Source organism: Neobacillus drentensis (assembly GCF_036965645.1).
Taxonomy (GTDB): Bacteria; Bacillota; Bacilli; order Bacillales; family Cytobacillaceae; genus Neobacillus; species Neobacillus drentensis_D.
On sequence record NZ_JBALPZ010000024.1, the window covers coordinates 1 to 22,196 of the forward strand.

A 22,196-nucleotide genomic window follows, 5' to 3' on the forward strand; every position below is an offset into this window, starting at 1 on the left:
ATTGGGGGATTAAGAGTGGATATCTTTAAACAAGAGGATATCGAATATATTTGTAAGTTAGCTTTTAACATGTATAAAATACCAGTTTACTTCTTTAATAATCATGGAGATTTAATCTATGATACCGCTCCTAATTCCCTGCATAATCCCTTGTATTCTTCAAAAATTGCAATTATAGCTGAACTATTTTCGGGAACTGGACTTCCAAATTTTCCAATATTCAAGGAAACAGAACACCTAGAGAAATTTTTTTCAATTAGTATTCATTCTAACCAGCAATTTAGCGGAAATATAATTATTGGCCCAGTTATCAATTTTAGGATGACGGAAGAAACGATCAATGGTACCTTACGAGACCTGCAAATCAAGATAAATAAAGAAGAAATGATTCGATATTATACTGATCTTCCCATTATAAGTAATTTTAATTTTATTAATATGAGTATGGTTATTTATTACATGGTTTATCAACAAAAATTGGAATTAGTAGATATCTTACAAAATAATGAGGAAGTAAATAAGAGAAGAATTGAAATAGAGCCTCCGGATTTCCAAATAACCGAAGGACGTCAAACTAAAATTGTTCATACGGACATATCCATAGAAAAGAAATTCTTGAATTATATAAAGATGGGGAAAAAAGATAAATTAATAGAAACTTTCCATGCTATTCAAAAACAAGGAAAAAAAGGAGTCCTTTCAAAGACAAGTTATTTGCGGAGCCAAAAAAATCTAGCTGTTTCAGTTATTACCCTTGCAACAAGAGCAGCTGTGGAAGGTGGGCTTTTTCAAGAAATAGCCTATAACCTAAGTGATTTGTATATCCAGAAACTTGAGGAATTAACAGAAAGTAAAGCAGTCGATCAATTAATAGAAACTGCCTTACTAGACTTCGCTGAACGAGTGGAAAATAGCAGAAAACATAAATATTCCAAACCCATAAATATGTGCCAAAATTTTATTTTCAACCATCTTTACGAGAAAATAACCCTTTGCCAACTGGCTGAATTAACGTCCTTGAATCCAAATTATCTATCCAATCTTTTTAAGAAGGAAGTAGGGATTACAATTCCTCAATATATCCAGCAAACTAAGATAGAGGAAGCAAAAAACTTATTAAGTTATTCTAGCTATTCTTTGGCGGAGATTTCTACCCTTCTGAACTTTCATGATCAAAGTTATTTTGCCAAGGTATTTAAAAAAATGGTTGGACTCACACCAAAACAATTTATAAATGGAAATTTGAATGGTTCTTAAAAATTTAAGAGATTGTAGATAATTACACTAAACTTATTGGCCCACGCCTTGTGAAATAGGTAATAGTGTCTATGTGTTTTACCAAAGAAACATTATTTTTGTCAAGATAGATTTTTGAAAAGAAGCTCGCCGTCCTTACGCAAAAAATCAAAAAAAACAGCTCCAATATCGGAGCTGTAAGTCATTTAAATTCTAGGATACAATATTAAATAGATAGCACTCCGATCAAAACACCTACAATTGTCATAACCACTGCAGTCCCAAATGCAAATTTGGCTGAAAAGCGAATATGGTCACCTATATCAATACCTAGAAGCCCTACTAGTACGTAAATAGAACCTTGAAGCGGGCTCAACAAGTGAAACGGCTGTCCTAATAATGAAGCTTGCCCAATTTCTATTGGTTGAATCCCAAAATGGGCTGCAGTTTTTGCCATGATAGGAATAATCCCGAAATAAAAGGGAGCATTCGCCATAAAAAAAGTAAATGGCATACTTATTAGTGCGACAATAGCCGTTAATCGAGGTCCAAGTGCATCTGGAATTACTGCAATTAGAACATCTGCGATCGCTTTAACTATTCCAGTGCCCTCTATAATACCCGAAAAAACCCCCGCTGCAAATATCATAGAGACAACTGTTAATATGTTCCCTGCATGTGCATGCAACCGGTCTTTTTGGTCCTGCAAGTTGGGATAATTAACAATCATAACAATTGCAAATCCGAGCATAAACAAAGTAGGTATCGGTAAGAAACCTGCAATTAAAGTTGCCATTACTAAGATTGTTAAAACTAGATTAAACCAAAATAATTTTGGACGCTTTATTGATGAATCCATTCCTATGTCAAGAGTAGCAGCGACCTCATTGTTAAAATCTCCATCGATATTGGTAACTCCTAACCGCTTACGTTCCCTGCGTCCGAGAAAATAGGCAACGGCCAGAACCCATACTCCACCTGCAATCATAGAAGGAAGGATTGGAATAAGCATTTCTATTATATCTACATTTACGGCCGTAGCAGCTTGAACAGCCGGTCCTCCCCAAGGTGTTAGATTCATAACCCCCATCGCCAATGCGGGAATACAGGCTAATATCAGTTTATTCATACCTAGACGTTCATACAATGGAAGAAATGCTGTTACGACAATAAGATAGGTAATGGTCCCGTCACCATCAAGAGCAACTATCAACGATAAAACTGCCGTTCCAAGGACAATTTTTAATGGATCTCCCCCTACCATTTTTAAAATTTTCAATACTAGTGGATCAAAAAAACCGGTATCTATTAACACACCAAAATAAAGAATGGCAAAAATAATCATAATAGCAGTTGGAGCTATTTTCTCAAGCCCCGCTAACATCATTGGTCCCAAGTCAGTAAAACCGCCAATTAATGCAAAAACAACTGGAACGATAGTTAATGCGTTAAACGCTGACAAACGCTTAGTCATGATTAAGTACATAAAGACCACGATCATTGCAAATCCCAGAAATGCTAGCATTATATAATTCCTCCATATTTGGTTGATTTTCCTCTATTACATATCATTATTTAGCAAGTATATAATAACAATGCTCTCCATCTGTAAAGGCTTACAAATTTTAATAATCATAATTTTTTACGATGAAGTTAATTAAATGCCGGACATTTATTACGATAAAGAAACTATTTTTCCATTATAAAATTAATCAGACCAGAAACCAACAAAGATTATTTCTCGAAACTTTAAAGTTTTTGGCCTGATCGAAATAATAAGATCTATTAGTTGTTGATTGCTATGTTTTGTTCTTTACAAGCTTCAATGACATCCAACCAACTCTCCGGTTTTTGTCCCTTGAATTTTTCCCTTAAGTTAAGCTTGGCTAGCTGTTCAAGCTTTTCTTTTGCTGCTTTAGACATGGATGAATTAATATTAGAAGCATCCAGCATTTGGATAGACCCGTCTAGTTCAATGGATCTTCTTAATGCATGAATAGAGGTCCCAGTTACTAACCGATTCATGGTTTGTTCAAAACCGTTGCTGTCCATGGTCTCACTCAACGAATCCAAGACCAATTTTTCCACGTTAAATTCGTGTGCAGCTTCCAACAACTCTAAGTAAAGCCCAACTACACCTTTCATATAAATACTTCGGATTAGTTTCACTGCAGAAGCATCACCAGGATTGCCACTGACTTTTTTGATGACCATTTCATATGGGGTCATCAAAGAGATAAATCGGTCTACACCACTACCACTCGCTAAGATGGGCACTTTATGTTTATAGACCGGCAAGGGGCCCATCATCGCTGCATCTACAAAAAGTACGCCATCTTCCTCGATATTTTTCGAAATGTTTTGTTTCACCACTGGAGTAGAAGCCGATACATCAACATAGATACAGTCTTTCTTTAGGTGTGGCTTCAACTCTTCGCTTACTCCGTAAGCTTTATCTGCGGGTACCGCCACAATAACTACATCAACTTGTTTCAGCACATCCTCCGGCGTAGCAAGAATTTGAACTTGCGCTTGACTGGCTCGCTCCTTTATTTGAGCGCCAAAGGTAGGGTGATCTAACATCACATCATGTGCGTAAATGGTTTCTACCCCTTCTTTCCTTAACCCAGTTGATAATTCATAAGCTGCTTCACCAAATCCAATAAAACCTAATCTCATCTTTACACACCTCCTATTTTATAATCCATAAGATTCCATTTTCTCTTTTAACCAAGGAGGCTGAATACTTCCTCCCTCAATGCCTTGCCTTCGTTTTCTTTCATATTCTTGGATTGTTTCTAAACGTTGTTCTTCATAACCTAATTTTTTCTCTGCCTTAGTAAGCGTATCGTTAATTTTTTCTCTTGGGACGACTACGACACCATCTTCGTCACCTACTATCAAATCACCTGGATGTACAGATACGCCACCACAAGAAATCGGAATATTTATTTCACCTGGACCATCCTTAAGAGGGCCGTTGGGAATAAATCCTTTAGCGAAAATCGGGAAATTTAGTTCGCAAAGGGCTTCTTTATCCCGAACCAAACCATCAATGACGATGCCCTCAAGTCCCATTGCCTTAGCTGCTCCAGCCATTAATTCTCCAAGATAAGCATTTGAGGTATGACCTTTCCCATCTACAACTAATACATATCCTTCTTGCCCAGAATAAATCGCTTGATGAAGAAATAGATTGTCTCCGGGCCTCAAACTTACTGTAAGGGCAGTTCCTATAACCCTCATCCCTGTTGCTACTGGCTTTATTTTGTAATCCATAGAACCAGTACATCCTAATGCATCCGATAAAAGTGTAGTGTTAAGACCTTTTACTCTTTCAATAATTTCCGTAGATAGGTGCTGCTCTATTTTTAACACTGACATACACTCCTTATTTATCTTTTGATATGTATGAATCACCACTTCATTGAAGAGTGTTAATTCCATTTTGATAGATTAAGTGAAATTTTAATGGGTACAGCTTCTCTTTACTTTTAAGTAGAGTTTGTTTTTTGTGTGTAATAATTTTAACTAAGATATAAATAGTTGTAATTTTTATTACTATTTAAATGTATCTTATCATTGTTATTTATTGAAGTAAACGCTTTTTTGTTTAAAAAGTAAGAAAACTCAGATAGAAGAAATGTTATAAATATTACTTAACCAAGGTTGATGCTGAATGAAAAAAAATAATACTGAACTTTTACGGTATGATAACCCTAAAAAATTCAGCATTAATCACTTTAGGTTTTTAAGTTTAAGTAACTTTTCCTACTCAGTTAAATAATTAATAGAAAAAGTAAAAAGGTCACAGAAACATAAATTCGAATTAAACTGTAAATTCGAATTTCTAATTTCCATCACCTTCGTCATTTCAATTATTCATAGTGATAATTTATGTTTGTGAGTATCGAATTAACTTCATCAAGACGAGTCTTTACTTTTTCCGGATAATTTATAGCCAAAGCACTGATAAGATAGTCTGCTACAAATATGGAAGATATCGCAGAATTGTGAAAAGCGATACTGCTTGAACTACATGGTAATATTAAATCTGAATACTTTACTAAAGGAGAAGAGTAACTGTCTGTAATAGAAATTACTTTCGCATTCTTTTCTTTAGCTGCATTAACAAATTCAACTGTTCTTCGTGCATATCTTGGAAAACTAGCTGCAATAACTAAATCTGAGGAAGTAAGACTAGCTGCTTTATCAATCCAGTCACTGAGATCCGAAACAATTAATTCACAGTTTCCGAGCAAGCGGTTAAGGTTAAAAGTTAAATACTGTGCTACTGGCATCCCACTCCTAACACTTGTACAAATTATTCGTTCTGCAGATACTATCATTTCCAACGTTTGGTCTAAAGTCTCAGCAGTGATCATTTCAAAAGTTGATTGGATATTTTGAAGTTGATTCTCCGCACAGCGCTGCCATAAATTACTTTGATTTAAATCTAATAGATTTATCTCTAGTCTTGTTTGAGGAGCTGCTTGACTACGCAAAATCTCCTGAAGTCCTTTTTGAAATTCTGTGTATCCTGAATAACCTAGACTAAAAGTTAATCTCATTATGGTGGTGGTACTCGTACCAACAATCCCAGCTAACTGATCAACTGTCAAAAATGCTACATCTAAAGGGTTTTTAATAATATAGTCCGCAACCCTGCGTTGTGTTTCCGTTAACTTTGAGGCTTTATCTTTCAACTTTAATATTGGATTCTCCATACTCTCTCTCCAATTGAACATATGTAGTAGATTTTCCATCTTTATATTTGTATAAAAGATTTATTACAACCATTAATGAGATTTTATCATCTTTGTTCTTGTATGTAAAAGCTGTACATAAATGAATTAAGAGTTTTTTTAATAGAGCTAGTAAAATTCCCAAACAGTTAAATCACATAGTTGCTTATTGAACAAATTAATCAAAACTGTTTTTTATCTTAAGGAAATTTGTTGACCTGCATTATTTAATAGAAAAAAACCTGTTATTCTTTTTTAAGCTTCCCAAAGAGTAACAGGCTTTTGTTTGTTTACGATTATTCTCCGTTTAATTCGGCTCAGGTATAAAATTCAGCCCAGTAGTTAGAGTAAATTTTAAACCTTAAGTTACAAGTTAAGGTGCGTCAATCTGTTTTGTGGAACTCAAAGAGTGAACCACATTGATTTTCACTCGTCTTGCAAAAAAAGTAAACATCAACAATGAAAACACTACTGACACAGCGCAAACGATGAATAATACTTGAAAGCTCGTATACTCGGAAACCCAGCCAAGCACAATCGCCCCCAATCCAATGCCTAAGGCGGTAGCAGTAGAAAAAGAAGCGTTCGCAACCCCAGCACGCTCTTGTGGGAAAATGCGTATGATTGCCGCTTGTAGCGGCGGCTGCGCTGAACCGAAACCAACACCATATAAGATAGCCGATAAGATTACACCTATCAAACCCGTTGAAAGACTTAAAGTAATCAGAGCCAAAATCGTCACGATAAGGGAAGGTACAATGACCATCTTCTCACCGTAGAGGGCCGATAGTTTTCCCGCAATCGGACGCATCAGAACAAGTGTTAAAGCATAGACCATAAAAAATGTACCGGAATTAACCTTTATCAAGTCAGTGAACTGTGGAACAAAGGTGGTAATTCCGCCGTATGCGATAAACTGGAAAAAGACTGATACTGTAAAAGGCAAGACCGATTTTTCAAAGAACCCGGTTTTGCCTACACCTATATTGGACAGGTACGGTTTTTTTGCAGCAAATGTTAAGAGTAACGCAACCATTGTAAGGCCGACGGCAATTAAAAACAGTGCCTTGAGTGACAGTCTTTGTGTAACCCATAGACCAAACATCGGTCCGACTGCCATTGCAAGAGTCATCGCCATGCCAGACCACCCCATCCCTTCGCCACGGCGTTTGGGCGGAATCAAATCTGTAATGGCTGTAAGAATTGAGGTGGTCGTAATAGCCCAGCTTATTCCGTGCAATATTCTTAGCACCATTAAAACGACAATTCCGCCAATCCAATTGTACATATACATCGCAGCCGCGAAAAAAAGCAGCCCCCAAAAAATAAACGGGTGCCTGCCAAACCGGTCCAAGAGCCCGCCGATGAATGGCCGAAAAATGACGGCTGACAGCATAAATGCTCCCATAGCCAGACCGACCTGCGATTCGTTTCCACCAATTTGTTTAATAAAGAGCAGCAACGTTGGATATAGCATATAAAATGCAGTAAATAGGAAAAACATCCCTACGGTCATGGCGATAAACGACCTCGTCCATAGTCGTTCCATGTTACATTCCTCCTCGGTGAAAGATTTAGTATTGTTGCTCTTTCATCTCACCATACCCTTAGACAGTAACGGTTCATGAGATAAGGCTGCCAAAAAAGTTACGGCAGCCTTTTACTTTATTTACTTTCTGATAAAGAAAACTCGGTTGGTTGATTTAGACTATCCGTTTGAACGAATCACATCTTTAAACCAATAGAAGCTAAGGATTCAAGAAAAGGGGGATTTGTTTAAGCCAGTACCAACAGAAAAACACAATCAGTCCCTAAAAATGATATTCTTAGATTTATTGAAAAAAACAAACTTTAGCTGGTCGAAAACAGTGTTAAGTCATAAAAAAGACCCCCAACCAAATCGGTTGAGAGCCTTTAAAACGCCACAATTAACGTTTTGAGAACTAAGGCGCACGGCGGGCACATTTAAGACCATTTTTTTCGCTCAGATTATATGCCTATTGAAATGTATTTTACTTCCAAAAATTCCTCAATACCGTAATGGCCGCCTTCACGTCCTAAGCCGCTTTCTTTTAATCCACCAAATGGTGCCTGTGAAACAGATGGAATACTGTCATTCACACCAACGATTCCAAATTCCAAGCCATCACTTACACGAATCGAACATCCAAGATTTTCAGTATATACATATGCAGCTAATCCATAAGGAGAGTTATTTGCACGCTCAATCACTTCTTCTTCCGATTTAAAAGTCGTAATCGGTGCAAGTGGTCCAAATGTTTCTTCTTTCATACAATCCATTTCATCTGTTACCCCACTTAACACCGTTGGTTCAAAGTAATAGCCGTTCTTTGCAATAAGCTGATTCCCCCCTACTAATACTTTAGCCCCTTTATCGACTGCATCAGAGATATGGCTTTTTACTTTTTCTATTGCGTTGTAGTTAATGAGCGGACCGATGTCAGTTCCTTCTTCAAAGCCGCTACCGACTTTTAATAACGCAGCTGCTGCAGCGAACTCTTGTATAAATGATGCAGCGATGCCTTCTTGCACATAAATACGATTTGTACATATACATGTTTGACCTGCATTTCGGAATTTTGATTGAATAACGCCCTCGACCGCTTTTTTGATATTGGCATCAGACATAACAATGAACGGAGCATGACCGCCCAATTCAAGCGAAACCTTTTTCACCGTTTCTGCTGCACGCCTCATCAAATATTTACCCACTTCCGTGGAACCCGTAAAGGTAATCTTCTTTACACGTGGATCATCTAGCCAAACGTTTCCGATTTCTTTCGGATCTCCTGTAACCACATTGATAACCCCTTTGGGGATGCCTGCTTCGTGTGCGAAGTTCGCTAATAGCAAAGCGGTTAACGGAGTAGATTCTGCTGGTTTAACAACAACCGTACAACCAGCCGCTAATGCCGGGGCTACTTTTCTTGTAATCATAGCCGCAGGGAAGTTCCAAGGCGTAATCGCTGCGACAACGCCAACTGGCTGTTTTTGAATAAGCAGGCGTTTATGTGAATGAGAAGCTGGAATCGTTTCCCCATATACACGCTTAGCTTCCTCAGCATACCATGATAAAAAACTATTGGCATACTGCACTTCACTTAGTGCTTCTTTTAATGGTTTTCCTTGTTCCATCGTCATCGTTTTAGCAATTTCTTCTTGATTTTGCTCGATGAGAGTAAACCAATTTTTTAAGTATTCACTGCGTTCATATGCCGTTGTTTTTGACCACGTAGAAAATGCTGCATGTGCCGCATCTACTGCAATTTTTGCTTCGTCACTCCCACCATTTGGAACTGACGCAATGATTTCTTTTGTGGCGGGATTTTCCACTTCTAATACGTTACGGGTGTTAAACCACTCGCCGTTTATGTACATGTTGTAATGTTTCATCCTTCTTTCGTCTCCTTTTTACTTAAATACTTGTCATCTGTTATAAAAGGATAAAAAATAACAGACGAGACGACTTAGCGCCTCCCCTGTATGATATCAAACAAAACTTGACGGTCTATTTTATTACTAATGCTTTTTCTTTCATTAAGATATCTTGAAGAACTTCTTCTAAGTATTTAACAAATACCTCATAATTTTCACTCATTGGAAAATGCCCGATTCCCTTCATTTCCACAAATTTTGCTCCAGAGATCTGATCGGCAGTATGTTTTGAATCCGCAGGAGTAGATAGGTAATCATATTCACCTGTCATTAAATATACAGGGCATTTTTCAGCATCGATTAGGTGTAGTTTTCCACGAAGGTCATGATCAACACTATAGAAATAAAGATCCCCCTTAAAAACACCTGGTGCTCCTTGGCTATAATACCACCATGTTAGACGACGATCTTTTTCAGGGCTTTGTGGCGCCATAAGACCCCAAGTCCCAGATGCACAAACCTCTCCGCCATGCGTATGAGGATGGTTCCACCAATCCACGAAATAGCCTGGAGTATAATCGGCTCCTTCGACTGGAATGGTTGCTCTAAAGTAATCCGGATATTCAAGAGCGAGTTGCAGGGCTACATTTCCACCAAATGAACTTCCCATGAATACAGGATTTTCAAGTTCGAGCTCCTCACAAAAACTTCTAACAAATTGAAGAAACCACTGGGTAGTAAGTTTATATTCTTCCTTCCACCACTCAACAGCATGTGGAGGATCTGATTTTCCATGACGTGGTAAATCATAAGCAATAACCCTGAAATTTTTGGTTATGTTTCCATCCTCTAAAAGTCCGCGCCACTGGCGGTTATCAGAACCTGCCGTATGTTGACAAACAAGAGGGATACCTTGGCCATTTTCCTCAAAGTAAACCTTGTATTCAACATCTTGTACATTTACGTAAACATAACGACCTTTAACCGTAGATAATTTACTCATTTTTATCCTCCTTTTTATGCTACCGTAAGTTGAACTTCTCTTGTTACATCCAGAAGGCGAGTCATTGCCCGTAGATTTGCCATTAACTCCTTGATATCGCCATCTATCTGTAAGTTACCTTGGAACATGGCAGCAAATAATTCGTGATACATTGGAGGTGGAGTCGGCTGAGTAAACTTCCTCCAAGCGTCTACTGTTCCACGGATTGCAAATTTCCAAGGTTCGAGTGGAGTTGGATTTGAAATAATATTCTTAATTTTTCCTTCTAAAACTTCAATCACGTAACTCTCTGGGCCAATCTGCCAAAGGAATTTTGTAGTGAAGTACTTTCCAATAACATTGAGTTCCTGGTCATTGTTTACCGTTTTCTGGAACTGACCCATCCATTCTTTTGTTCCAACATGCATATTACTTGTCCCCCTTATGAAATTGTTAGCCTTATAAGCGGCTACACTATTTATTAATGCAATTACCATGCCAATTAATTATAGTATTCAAAATAGAGGGAAAACGCAGATTAGAACAGTCCTGTTCATTTTTTAATACAAGATTCCGCCTTCATATCATGTATATTTGACCGGTCTATGTTCGGACGAGTGAACAGTATATATACAAATTATTCGATACTATATTTTTGGATTTTTCGATACAAAGCACTGCGAGATATACCCATTTCCTTTGCAGCCTCAGTACGATTGCCATTCGTTTTGTGGAGAATATATGTGATATATTCACGCTCACTAGTTTTTTCAGCTGATTGGTCTGCTCTTAAAAACTCATGTGCATGAAATGAATCGAACGTATCTTCATCGTGTAGATAAACAATTCGTTCAATTACATTTCTGAGTTCCCTTAAATTCCCCGGCCATGTATGTTGTTGAAATAAACTAATTGCTTTTGCAGTGAGGGAGATTTTTTTTCGTTGCGCTTTTTCGCAAGCTTTGGACAACATGGTATTAAAAATACTTTCTAAATCTTCGATTCGTTCTCTTAAAGAAGGGATCTTTATATTAAACACGTTTAAGCGATAGTAAAGATCTTCTCGAAATTCCCCTTTTTCAACTAGTTCTTTCATATTTTTATTTGTAGCAGCTAAAAAACGTACATTAACTGGAATTGGTGTAGTACCGCCAACCCTTATGACTTGTTTCTCTTCCAAAGTTCTAAGAAGAGTAGCTTGTAAATCTAATGGCAAATCTGCTATTTCATCTAAGAATATTGTGCCTTTGTTAGACGCTTCAATTTTTCCTTGATTCCCTTTGAGTTTAGCACCTGTAAAGGCCCCGGCTTCATAACCAAACAACTCTGTACTAATTAGTTCTCGCGGCAATGCTGCACAATTAATTGCGGTATAAGGATAGTCCCTTCTTTTGCTTTGATTGTGAATAAAACGAGCCATATAATCTTTCCCTACTCCACTTTCCCCTTGTATTAGAATGCTTGCATCACTTTTTGAAACCTTTACAGCCATTTGTATGGTCTTCTCAAAAGCTGCATTTTTAGTATTAAAGGCAAAATAATCGGGGGTTACTATAGTATTGGGTAAAATTAACTTTGTCTTGGGATTTATAAATATGACGGTAGCTAACTGTTTGCCTTTACTCAATATTACTTCTGAATCGATAGCAAATTTCTTCCCATCCACTTCAATTTCATTCAATACCGAACCATTATCAAAACTACTAAATATTTTTTTTTCTTTTGATTTCAAATCAAATTTGTTTTTTTCAAACAACATTAAAAAGTCTTGAGCCGGCTTATTTTTGAATAACTCAATACCATTTTTATCAAACGAAATAATACCTGTTTTTTCGTTCAACTTATGAACGTAGTCGGTTAATACACTTGATAAAACCTGTTCTTTGATTTTTGTTTTATTAAACTGGTATCTTTCCGTAACGGCACGAGCACCGGCACCTGCCAGTGTATATAACTCTTTCAAATCATTTTTGGGACCTATGCGGCAAACGTCAAATGTTCCTATATAAACTCCATCAACAAAAATAGGACATGCAGAACAATCCCAGCCCCGAAGAGCTAAACAGTAATGCTCATTCCCTGAAGTAGCCATAGCAGTTCGTGTTCTAAGCGCAATTGATAATCCTGTAGAACCAACATTTTCTTCTGTCCATCGTGCCCCAGGACATATTCCGCACTGGTCAGCTAATTTTTGTGATTTATGATCGCCCATCACTTCTAATAAATATCCATCTGCATCCGCAAGCAAAAGAAGGTATCCTCCCCCTTTTAAACGTTTACAAAATTCCTCCATAACTGGTACTGCGGCGTTAATCAGGTCGAAACTTTTTTGTTGTCTGCTTACAAAATCACTTTGTTTAATATGTGAAAAAATTTCTTCCTTTTCATAGGAAACGCCCAATTGCTTACACCTATTCCACGAATCTAAAATTTCTTTTCTTACGTTGATATTAGTACTTCCCTTATGAACAAACTGTGTCCAATTCTCATCTGCCATTGTCATATATATTCCTCTCCAAATAATTTGCTATTCAATAACTGTGTGTGTTGCACTACTTCATATAATATCTATCACGTTAAGAAACAATGATACAGCCTAAAAAGGACAAAGGCGAAAAACAGTAGTTTTTCGCCTTTAATCTTTTTTAAATTAGAAAAAACCTATTGTACATTATTGAAGTACTAACTTATTAATTAGCTTCTCTTTCGCCAGCCAAGCTCCTCCAATGACCCCTGCGTTATTGCCTAGTGTGGCAATAACAATCTTGACACCATGCGCAACTCTCGGAAAAGCGAATTGAATAAATTCCTTTTTCAAAGGTCTCAGCAATGTATCACCAGCTTTTGAGACTCCGCCTCCAATAACGATTTTTTCAGGATTTAAGCCATTGGCTAAATTAGCTAGGGCCAATCCTAAACGGTAGGCAACCTCACCTATGACTCTGTTGGCAAGTTCATCCCCTTCGTTTGCAGCGTCAAAAACACGCTTGGCAGACAGGAGCTGTCCATCATAATAATCTCGCAATATACTAGTCTCGTTGGTAGAAGCTAATTCCTCCATTGCCAAACGGACAACTCCTGTTGCGGATGCTACCGTTTCCAGACATCCTGATTTCCCACAATTACAAGGTGAACCATCTCTAGGAACGGATGTTATATGACCGATTTCACCACCGGCTCCATTTACCCCATGTACAACCTCGCCATTAACGATAATTCCGCCACCAACACCTGTTCCTAAAGTAACACAAATTAAGTTTTTAGCCCCTTTACCCGCACCTTTCCACATTTCACCGATTGCTGCTATATTTGCATCGTTGTCGACCACAACCGGCAGTGATGTTTCCCTCTCGAGGATAGTCTGTAATTGGAATCGTTCCCAGCCCAGGTTCACCGCCACTTCAACGGAGCCGTCCTCCTCATTCACTGGGCCTGGCGCACCAACTCCGATTGCAACTAACTGATTTTTTGTTTGATTTAATTCTTCTAACTTTTGATCAATCGATCTTGCAATCGATTCAGGTATGTGTTTGCCCTTATTACTTATATCAGTATCGATCTCCCAGCTATAGATGATGTCACCCTGCAAACTGATAAAAGCTAATTTAATCGTGGTCCCGCCTATATCAACACCAACTAACCATCTTTCTTCCATAACCATTCACTCATTTCCTTCATGTTTTCCCACTCCGAAAAGCGCCATTTTTACAAAAGAGGCTCCTCGATTGAGAAGCCTCTTGTTAAGGTTGAGAATTGTCTAGCTCCAACGCCCAGTGACTAACGGGCGCTTCTGCCTTCTCATTATTTTACCGCTGCAGCTGTTTTTTCAAGATTAACCCATTGTCCTTTTTCAGCGGATTCAAGAATCGCATCAGCGATTAATTCAATCTGGTAGCCATCATTGAAGTTAGGTGAGAATTCAGTACCCTCACTGATTGCTTTAAAGAAATCATATGTTTCAATGATCTTTGTTTCGCCGTAACCAATACCTAGAGCAGGAATTGGCCATAATCCTTCACCGTAAGGAGTAGCAGGTCCTGTATAAACGGTTCTGAAGCCTTTTGCATCACTTGGATCATCTGCGAAGCAAACTTGAAGCTCGTCACGGCGCTCATAGTTAAAGTATAATGAACCTTTTTCACCATGAATTTCAAAAGTTAGGAAGTTGTTGCGGCCATGTGCATTACGTGTTGCTTCAATCGTTCCGATTGCACCATTATCAAACTTAACCATCGTAATAAATTCATCATCCACATCTACAGCTGCTTTAGGTACATCGTCGCCACCAGCTTTTACTGTACCTAACTTGTCAATGCCGCCAGTTTGAATCGGCCTTTCAGGAATCCATGTTTTTGTGATCGCATTTAAATCTGTGATTTCGCCAACAAGGTAACGAGCATAATCAACTACGTGTGTACCAATATCACCTAGTGCACCTGACCCAGCGATTTTCTTTTGGAAGCGCCATGATAATGGAGAGTTCGGATCAGCTGACCAGTCTTGTAAGTACGTTCCGCGGAAGCTTAGAACTTTACCAATTCTTCCTTCTTCAATATATTTTTTCGCAAGTGCAACGGCTGGTGTTCTTCTGTAGTTGAAAGCAACCGCGTGTTTTACACCTGCTGCTTTTACTGCTTCTAACATTTCTTTCGCTTGTTCAGCGCCTAATGCTAATGGCTTTTCACAGATAATATGCTTGCCAGCTTTTGCTGCTGCAATCGCGATTTCAGCATGAGTATTGTTTGGAGTAACAATGTCGATGACATCGATTTCTGGGTTGTTAACAACTTCTCTCCAATCGGTAGCATAGTTGTCAAAGCCTAATCTTGCTGCTGCATCTTTAGCTAATCCTTCGTTAACGTCTACTACTGTGTGACGATGAGGAATTGCTGGTGCTGGCCAGAAAAACATTGGCATACCTGCATATGCAAGTGAATGCGCCTTACCCATAAATCCTCCGCCGATCATACCTACGTTTAATTTTTTCATTTTAGTATCCTCCCACTATTATCTTCTTATTTTTAAAAGTTTGATATTCCTAAAGGATGAAACGTTTATGCTTGATTTACTTTATCAAATTGATTTAAATAGCTGCGGCTGATTTTAGCCCCTTGTTTTGGATCTGGGTAGCTGTCTAACTCAACCGTAATCCAGCCATCATAATTTGCTTCTTCTAATGATTTAACCATTTCACCGAATTTCTGATGACCTTCCCCTAATGGTAAAAACTCTCCATTGGCATAATCTTTGAAGTGAACATATTTGATACGGTCCACATATTTTCTGATGACAGCCACAGGATCTCCACCGCCAGCTTCAATGTGAGCTGTATCTGGGCATAGGTTAATCTTTGTTAATGGCATTAGTTTATCTAATTGTTCAGGAGCCTGAACGTTCGTTCCTAAATGCGGATGATAACTTGCAATCAGATTATACTTTTCAGCAATTTCAGCTACTTTATTAAGCGCATTACCAAGAGCGGTATAATCACTCTCAAGAATCCCGTTTGCACGTACTGCTCCGCCGCCGATCACAAGATGCTCTGCACCTACTTCTGATGCGAATGCCGCTACACTTTCGATTTTTATTAATTCTTCTTCTAAAATATCAGGGAAAATAAAGTTCCCGCCTGTATAAACACCAACCAAAGTTAAAGAATGCTCGTTCATCAATTTTAAAAACTCATCTTTTTTATCTTTGTATTCCATCAAGTTGCCATCGAAGATTTCAAAGCCATCAAAGCCAGCTTCGGAAATATCCTTTAATGCTTCTTCTGTTGATCCGTAAGCAAGGTAGTAAGAATCCTTAACAGAAGTAACACCCGCCGGATGACCGACTACGCCGCCCCAAGTATTTGTTTGATAACCTAATTTCATGTGATTACCTCCATATCTTTTGGAATTTAGTGTGCCATATTTCATCCTATAAAAACCGAAGCAAACTCACCTTCAAAATTAGTAATCGATTACATTTTTGCTAAAATTATTACTCTCCACCTTAATAATATTAATACTTAAACTAAGTAATAAAAAATTATTAATGTAATCCATTACATTTTTGTTTAAAGATGAAAATGCTGTTTCCTATAAGAAAGTAATGATTTATCCTATCTATTACTAGTCCTCACTATCATCTGACTAAGAAATAGATGTTCTATCGCTTACAAGAATTATTGTAATCGATTACACCTAAATTTGCAACAACTAAATTTCGATTGTCACAATTTGTTCACGATAAGAGTAGGAGGAAAGGAAATTGTAAATATAGTCCCCTTTCCTTGCGAACTATCAACATGTATGGATCCGCCTAATCGCTCAATAATTTCATTACATACACTTAAACCTAATCCAGTCCCTTTTTCTTTTGTTGAGAAATAAGGGATATATAACATCGACCTCACTTCTTCTGACATGCCACATCCATTATCTTTGATGACGATTGTGGCAAATTCATTTTGAACAGAGGCTGATAGATAGATTTCTTTTTCATGCTGATCATCAATTGCTTCCATGGCATTCTTCATCAAATTCATGATTACTTGTTTTAATTGGTTAGTTGGGATGTTCAGTACAACGTCATCCCCGGCAGTGGAAGTAGAGAGTCGGATATCCCTTAATATCGCTTCACTGTCATAGAGCACGGCCATATCTTTGATCAGTTTATTCAGGGATGTTTTTGGTGCCAAAGGATGTTGTGGCTTTCCTGCATTCAAAAATTCATTAATGATTTGATTTACGCGATCAAGTTCTTCTATCATCACATCCGCATAATATCCCTTGCCTATTTCCTTCAAATCGGGCTTTAGCAACTGAATAAAACCTTTAATGGTCGTCAATGGGTTACGGATTTCATGAGCGATACTAACTGCCAGCTTTTCAAGATGTTGACGATGGTCCATATCTAACGCTGCTGCCAACTTACAGACTTGCAACGGAGCCACCATCAACCCGAAGGTTTACACCATTAATAAAAGAAGCCTTATTAGAGGCAAGATACACGACAGCAGAAGCGACTTCCTCGACCGTCCCTGGCCGTTTCACTTCGACATGCGGACGATTTTCCTTTAAAAATTCCTGAATTGCTTCCTCATAACTTATATTCAGCTTCGCTGCGTTATCTTTTAACAAGTTCTCCAGCATAGGTGTCATGATAAACGCGGGCGATACCGTATTGACGAGTATCCCTTCTGCAGCATATGCCTTGGATAAGCTTTTTGTAAAATTAATCAGTGCTGCTTTAGAGGCATTGTAATGAGGCATGAATGCGTCTGGTTGAATGCCGGATTCAGATGAAATGTTAATAATGCGGCCAAATCCTGTTCTTTTCATAAAAGGAATAATTGCTTTAGTTACACGTACAGTCCCAAAAAGATTGACGTCAAAAATATGCTGCCACTCGTCTATATCTAATGATTCAAAGTCATCAAATCCACTAGCAATCCCCGCATTATTAACGAGGATGTCGACAGTGTTAAAACGATTAATAGCAGTAGCAATAAGATTGTCGACATCTGCTTGTTTCGTTAAATCGGCTTGAATAGCAAGAACACTTCCTCCGATTTTTTCGATTTCAGCCGAGGCCTCATTTAACGCTTCCGCGCCGCGTGCACAAATTACAACGTTGGCACCTTCTTCCGCAAACGCCATGGCAATTGCTTTCCCAATACCTTTACTGCCGCCAGTTACAAGTGCGGTTTTATTTTTTAATTCCAGATTCATTTTTTATCCATTCCTTTCTATACTAACCTGATAAGATTGTAGTTACCAAATAAGGATTAACTCTAGCTGATACACAGCTAGGAGTTAACCCTTATGTTTGTCCAATATTAATTTTTCACTGAAGCCTCAAATAATTCTGCATGGATAGGTTCAGCAACAATGGGTTCAACAGCTTTTATGAATCTTTTAAAGTGAGGGGTTTCCTCATGCAGTTGAATAGCTTCTTCATCCTTCCATTTCTCAACAAAGATAAAGCTGTTCGCCTCTTCCAGATTTTCATAATATTGATAACTAATATTTCCGGACTCCGCTTGAGACGGTTTTGTTACAAACCTTGCCTCTTCCAAGAATATTTCACGATAAGGCGCATTTACCTTTATGCTTGCATGAATGATAATCACGGAACATCCCCCTTAATTAATTGTTAATGGTATTTCTAAAAAACTAACCTGCGTGTTTTTCTAATACGATTTCGTTTTTATTATTTTCTTCGGAAGGAAGCTTCATAAACTTCATTAGATAAGCACCAAGGAAATACGTACCTGCGAAAATCCAAATAACCCCTTTTGCACCGATAAGTCCAATAAATAACCCAACGATTGCTGGGGCGATAAAGTAGGACATTCCTGCACCAAAGCTTACAATCGCCATCGCAGATCCTTTTTTCTCCGGAGCAAGCGATGCTACCAGAGCTGAAAGTGGGACGAAACCACAAAGCACAATTCCCATTAAAACACCTGCAATATTCAAGGCCAAGAAACTGCTGCCAAATACTTCAGGCGTGTAAAGCAAGACAAGTAACATGACGCCCATACCGAAGCTGCCAAGCCATTGAATCGTTTTTTGCCAGCCTAACCATTTATCACTGATGTAAGGAATGATTAGGTTAAAGATAATATTCGCAAACCACATCGTTCCCCACATTTGCAGAAACTGTTCAGTGGTAAATCCATAATTTGACTTCAAGTACATCGGGAAAAAGATTGGCAGTGAACCGATCCCCGTTGAATTGATAATCCGAACCACGCCGCCGATCGCCACTTTCGGCTGTTCGATACAAATGGTAAATCCACTCATTAAGCTCTTGAGCTTTTCCTTCGGATTTCCCTTTTGTTCCTTTTTTACATCACCTTTTACTACAATAAGACCAACAATTCCTCCGACTAATACCCATGCTACTGCACTCCACAACAAACCGATATATCCAATCTTCGGAAGCATGTAAGCAGGGAAATAACTTCCTACAACATAGAGCCCGCCGCTCCACGCTGCCCAAAACAATCCTACAGCTGTTGCCAAAATCCGCTCTGGACTGCGATAAGTAACCCACACTAAGAAAGAGTAGCAGAATAAAGGATAACCTAAACCACGAATCCCATAAGTAGGGAGCATAATAGCAAAATTGTTTAACTTTAAACCATATTCAATAAATAGAACCTGACCGATTAACCAAGTAACAAGACCGATAACCATTACCTTCCTAGGTCCCCACATCTCGGTGAGTACACCAGAAAAATAAGATGCGATAGCCAAGATGGCTCCATAAACCGCAAAAAGAGTGGCTGATTGTTGAACGGTCAAACCCTTTTCAATCAGATAGGGAGACAACCATGCGTGCTCGAGACCGTCACCGGCCATAAAAATTAATGTGGCAACAAATCCCCAAACGACTCCCATTGGAAGGCCGCCTAAAGTACGTTCTTGACCTACAAGCGTTTTCATTTTTAACACCTCTATTTTTATTAATAATTGGGTGCGGGGGGGACGGTTCTCATGCTTCGGAAGCATGAGAACCGTCCCTGTGCTTCCTTAAGCCCACCACATTTCAGATACTTGCTCTTTAAACAACGTTCCTTTTAACAGTGTGATGGCTTTCATTAAGCCTTCATCGATAGACGCCAACATATCTTCATGTTCAATGGAAACCACGTAATCATATCCTACAGCCCGAAGTGTACTGATGATGTCCTTCCACATTTTTTCATTATGGCCATATCCGACAGAGCGGAAGGTCCATGAGCGATCCAATACTTGACTGTAATGCTTCGTATCGAGAACACCATTCACCTTGATATTAGCTTGGTCTAAATAGGTATCTTTTGCATGGAAATGGAAGATCGCATTTTCACGGCCTAATTTTTTAATGGCCTCAACTGGATCAATTCCTTGCCACACCAAATGACTTGGGTCAAAGTTTGCTCCGATGTTCGGTCCTGCATGTTCTCTTAGTTTTAGTAATGTTTCCGGATTATAGACAACAAAGCCTGGATGCATTTCGAAAGCAATTTGGTGAATCCCATGCTGTTCAGCGAATTTTGCCTCTTCTTTCCAGTACGGAATAACCACATCGTTCCATTGCCACTCTAAAACTTCTGTATATTCAGGAGGCCAAGAGCATGTCACCCAGTTTGGAAACTTGGCACCCGGATGATCTCCCGGACATCCGGCAAATCCATTGATAACCGGCACCTCTAACTGCTCAGCCAGTAAGACCGTTTTTCTCCAAACGTCATGGGCGTCTTTGGCAGCCTTTACATTTGGATGAAGCGGGTTCCCATGACAGCTTAGTCCGCTGATGGTTAATCCCCTGCTTTCAATCGCCAGTTTGAACGATCTGATTTTATCCGGATTCCCTAACAATTCTTCCGGATTACAATGATTGTTTCCAGGATAGTTACCGGTCCCTATCTCCACCGCCTCTACTCCCATTTCGGCTAATTTATCGAGCATAGCTTCGAAAGGAAGATTTTGATATAGAACTGTAAACACACCTAGTTTCATACTAAAACCTCCTTTTTCGCCTGAACTTTGACCCATTTTTGCTGTTCATGGCTTTCTAAAATGGCATCAGTAATGGCCATTGAAATGTGACCATCTTCAAATGTGGCAAAATTAGCCTTATCCTTCAGTGGGTCTTTGCCATCTCGTATGAAGGCATAATAATTTAACATCATATTTTTCAGTGCATCTGGCCAGCCTTCGTTATGTCCTCCTGGATGATGGATGGCTGATCTTGCCTCAGATGCGAACAGTGCCGGATCGGCTAGAAGGATTTCATTCGGCTTATCCCTGTGCCCCATCCATAGTTTTTCAGGCTCTTCCTGATTCCAGAAAGCAGAGCTCTCACTGCCATCAATTTCAAAGCTTAATCGATTTTTTCGGCCTGCACTTACTTGTGAAACAGTGAAGACTCCTCTTGATCCATCTTCAAAACGAACTAGTACGGATGCATAGTCTTCTGTATTGATTGTAACATCTTCATATTCTACATCTTCAGTACTTTGTGTGCTGAAAGTGGCCACACTTCCAATTGCTTTCTTTCTAACTGGAATGACCGTTGCTAAATCAGCAAATACTTCTACAATCTTTTTACCGGTAACAAATTGAACGGTGTCACACCAATGAGACCCGATATCTGCTACTGCGCGAGATTTTCCGCCGACTTCCGGAGCTAAACGCCAGTTAAAATCCGTTTCATATAGTAACCAATCCTGCAAATAGCTTCCGTGAACCAAATTCACTTTCCCAAGGTCACCGTTAGCAATTTTAGCTCGCAGGTTTTGCACACTCGCATGCTGTCTGTAATTAAAGTTCACACCATGTACAACACCCTGTTTTTGAGCCAATGCCAACAATTCGGCTGATTCTTCACTATTCATCGCAAGCGGTTTCTCTGAGATCACATGTTTGCCTGCTAAAATAATTTCTTTATTGATCGCAAAGTGCACATGGTTTGGGGTACAATTATGAACTACCTGAATTTCGCTGTCACGCAGCATTTCACGGTAATCTCCGTATGCTTTCGGAATTCCAAGTTCAGCTGCCTTTCTTTCCGCTTGTTCTTGACTCGTCTCGGCTAATGCTACGACTTCCACGAATCCAAGTCTTCTGATTGCTTCAATATGTGTCGGGCCAATAAAACCTGTCCCGATGATTCCTACTTTTATTTTTTCCATTTGTTTTCCGTCCTCCAATCGAACTTTTCGATTCACCCAAGAATGAGCAGAAGTCATACGGTGTAATCGATTACACTACCTTGCAAAAAAAATATGTGTTTAGTCCTAGTAAATAAATAATTTACCTATCCTTCAAACTTCTATAAATGTAATGGATTACATT

At 38.8% G+C, this 22,196-nt stretch carries 19 protein-coding genes; 1 reads left to right on the forward strand and 18 read right to left on the reverse strand.

From position 1 onward, the window contains the following. Positions 1-15: 15 nt before the first annotated feature. Positions 16-1,257 carry a helix-turn-helix domain-containing protein gene (locus V7266_RS04480; RefSeq protein ID WP_335466184.1) on the forward strand — a complete coding sequence of 414 codons (1,242 nt, stop codon included), beginning with the start codon at positions 16-18 and terminating at the stop codon, positions 1,255-1,257. Positions 1,258-1,462: 205 nt separating this feature from the next. Here the strand turns inward: V7266_RS04480 and V7266_RS04485 are convergent, their stop codons facing one another. From V7266_RS04485 to V7266_RS04570, 18 genes are all read right to left on the reverse strand, one after another. Then, positions 1,463-2,761, reverse strand: coding sequence for a CitMHS family transporter (locus V7266_RS04485; protein ID WP_335466164.1), 1,299 nt, complete (start codon positions 2,759-2,761; stop codon positions 1,463-1,465). Between the two features lie 260 nt (positions 2,762-3,021). Then, positions 3,022-3,915: a prephenate dehydrogenase/arogenate dehydrogenase family protein gene (locus V7266_RS04490; RefSeq protein WP_335466166.1), complete on the reverse strand. Its 894-nt coding sequence runs from the start codon at positions 3,913-3,915 to the stop codon at positions 3,022-3,024. An 18-nt stretch (positions 3,916-3,933) separates the two neighbouring features. Then, positions 3,934-4,614, reverse strand: a complete 681-nt coding sequence (locus V7266_RS04495) for an RraA family protein (RefSeq protein WP_335466168.1) — start codon at positions 4,612-4,614, stop codon at positions 3,934-3,936. A gap of 500 nt (positions 4,615-5,114) precedes the next feature. Beyond that, complete coding sequence (locus tag V7266_RS04500) at positions 5,115-5,963, reverse strand: MurR/RpiR family transcriptional regulator (protein ID WP_335466169.1); 849 nt, start codon at positions 5,961-5,963, stop codon at positions 5,115-5,117. Positions 5,964-6,354: 391 nt separating this feature from the next. Continuing rightward, positions 6,355-7,530 carry an MFS transporter gene (locus tag V7266_RS04505; RefSeq protein WP_335466170.1) on the reverse strand — a complete coding sequence of 392 codons (1,176 nt, stop codon included), beginning with the start codon at positions 7,528-7,530 and terminating at the stop codon, positions 6,355-6,357. Positions 7,531-7,970: 440 nt separating this feature from the next. Beyond that, positions 7,971-9,380, reverse strand: coding sequence for an NAD-dependent succinate-semialdehyde dehydrogenase (locus tag V7266_RS04510; protein ID WP_335466185.1), 1,410 nt, complete (start codon positions 9,378-9,380; stop codon positions 7,971-7,973). 130 nt (positions 9,381-9,510) lie between these two features. Next, positions 9,511-10,380: an alpha/beta fold hydrolase gene (locus V7266_RS04515; RefSeq protein ID WP_026566005.1), complete on the reverse strand. Its 870-nt coding sequence runs from the start codon at positions 10,378-10,380 to the stop codon at positions 9,511-9,513. Positions 10,381-10,394: 14 nt separating this feature from the next. Continuing rightward, positions 10,395-10,787, reverse strand: a complete 393-nt coding sequence (locus V7266_RS04520; RefSeq protein ID WP_026566004.1) for a hypothetical protein — start codon at positions 10,785-10,787, stop codon at positions 10,395-10,397. A 209-nt stretch (positions 10,788-10,996) separates the two neighbouring features. After that, a complete protein-coding gene (locus V7266_RS04525; protein WP_335466172.1) occupies positions 10,997-12,862 on the reverse strand; it encodes a sigma-54-dependent Fis family transcriptional regulator in 1,866 nt (621 codons plus the stop codon). A 168-nt stretch (positions 12,863-13,030) separates the two neighbouring features. Then, positions 13,031-14,014: an ROK family glucokinase gene (locus tag V7266_RS04530; protein ID WP_335466187.1), complete on the reverse strand. Its 984-nt coding sequence runs from the start codon at positions 14,012-14,014 to the stop codon at positions 13,031-13,033. Between the two features lie 146 nt (positions 14,015-14,160). Next, the gene (locus V7266_RS04535; protein ID WP_335466173.1) at positions 14,161-15,348 is read right to left on the reverse strand and encodes a Gfo/Idh/MocA family protein; all 1,188 of its coding nucleotides are present in this window, start codon (positions 15,346-15,348) and stop codon (positions 14,161-14,163) included. Between the two features lie 65 nt (positions 15,349-15,413). Continuing rightward, positions 15,414-16,235 carry a sugar phosphate isomerase/epimerase family protein gene (locus V7266_RS04540; protein WP_335466174.1) on the reverse strand — a complete coding sequence of 274 codons (822 nt, stop codon included), beginning with the start codon at positions 16,233-16,235 and terminating at the stop codon, positions 15,414-15,416. Positions 16,236-16,576: 341 nt separating this feature from the next. Next, positions 16,577-17,290 (reverse strand): ATP-binding protein, encoded by a 714-nt coding sequence (locus V7266_RS04545; protein WP_335466175.1) that lies wholly within the window; start codon positions 17,288-17,290, stop codon positions 16,577-16,579. Next, on the reverse strand, positions 17,277-18,077 hold the full coding sequence (locus V7266_RS04550) for an SDR family NAD(P)-dependent oxidoreductase (protein ID WP_335466176.1): 801 nt from the start codon (positions 18,075-18,077) through the stop codon (positions 17,277-17,279). The genes V7266_RS04545 and V7266_RS04550 overlap by 14 nt, the downstream gene beginning before the upstream one ends. 107 nt (positions 18,078-18,184) lie before the next feature. After that, positions 18,185-18,478: a putative quinol monooxygenase gene (locus V7266_RS04555; protein WP_335466178.1), complete on the reverse strand. Its 294-nt coding sequence runs from the start codon at positions 18,476-18,478 to the stop codon at positions 18,185-18,187. A 43-nt stretch (positions 18,479-18,521) separates the two neighbouring features. Next, positions 18,522-19,799, reverse strand: a complete 1,278-nt coding sequence (locus V7266_RS04560; protein WP_101648913.1) for an MFS transporter — start codon at positions 19,797-19,799, stop codon at positions 18,522-18,524. Between the two features lie 87 nt (positions 19,800-19,886). After that, the gene (locus tag V7266_RS04565; RefSeq protein ID WP_335466180.1) at positions 19,887-20,858 is read right to left on the reverse strand and encodes a sugar phosphate isomerase/epimerase family protein; all 972 of its coding nucleotides are present in this window, start codon (positions 20,856-20,858) and stop codon (positions 19,887-19,889) included. Further along, complete coding sequence (locus V7266_RS04570; protein ID WP_335466182.1) at positions 20,855-22,090, reverse strand: Gfo/Idh/MocA family protein; 1,236 nt, start codon at positions 22,088-22,090, stop codon at positions 20,855-20,857. The genes V7266_RS04565 and V7266_RS04570 overlap by 4 nt, the downstream gene beginning before the upstream one ends. Positions 22,091-22,196 lie beyond the last annotated feature (106 nt).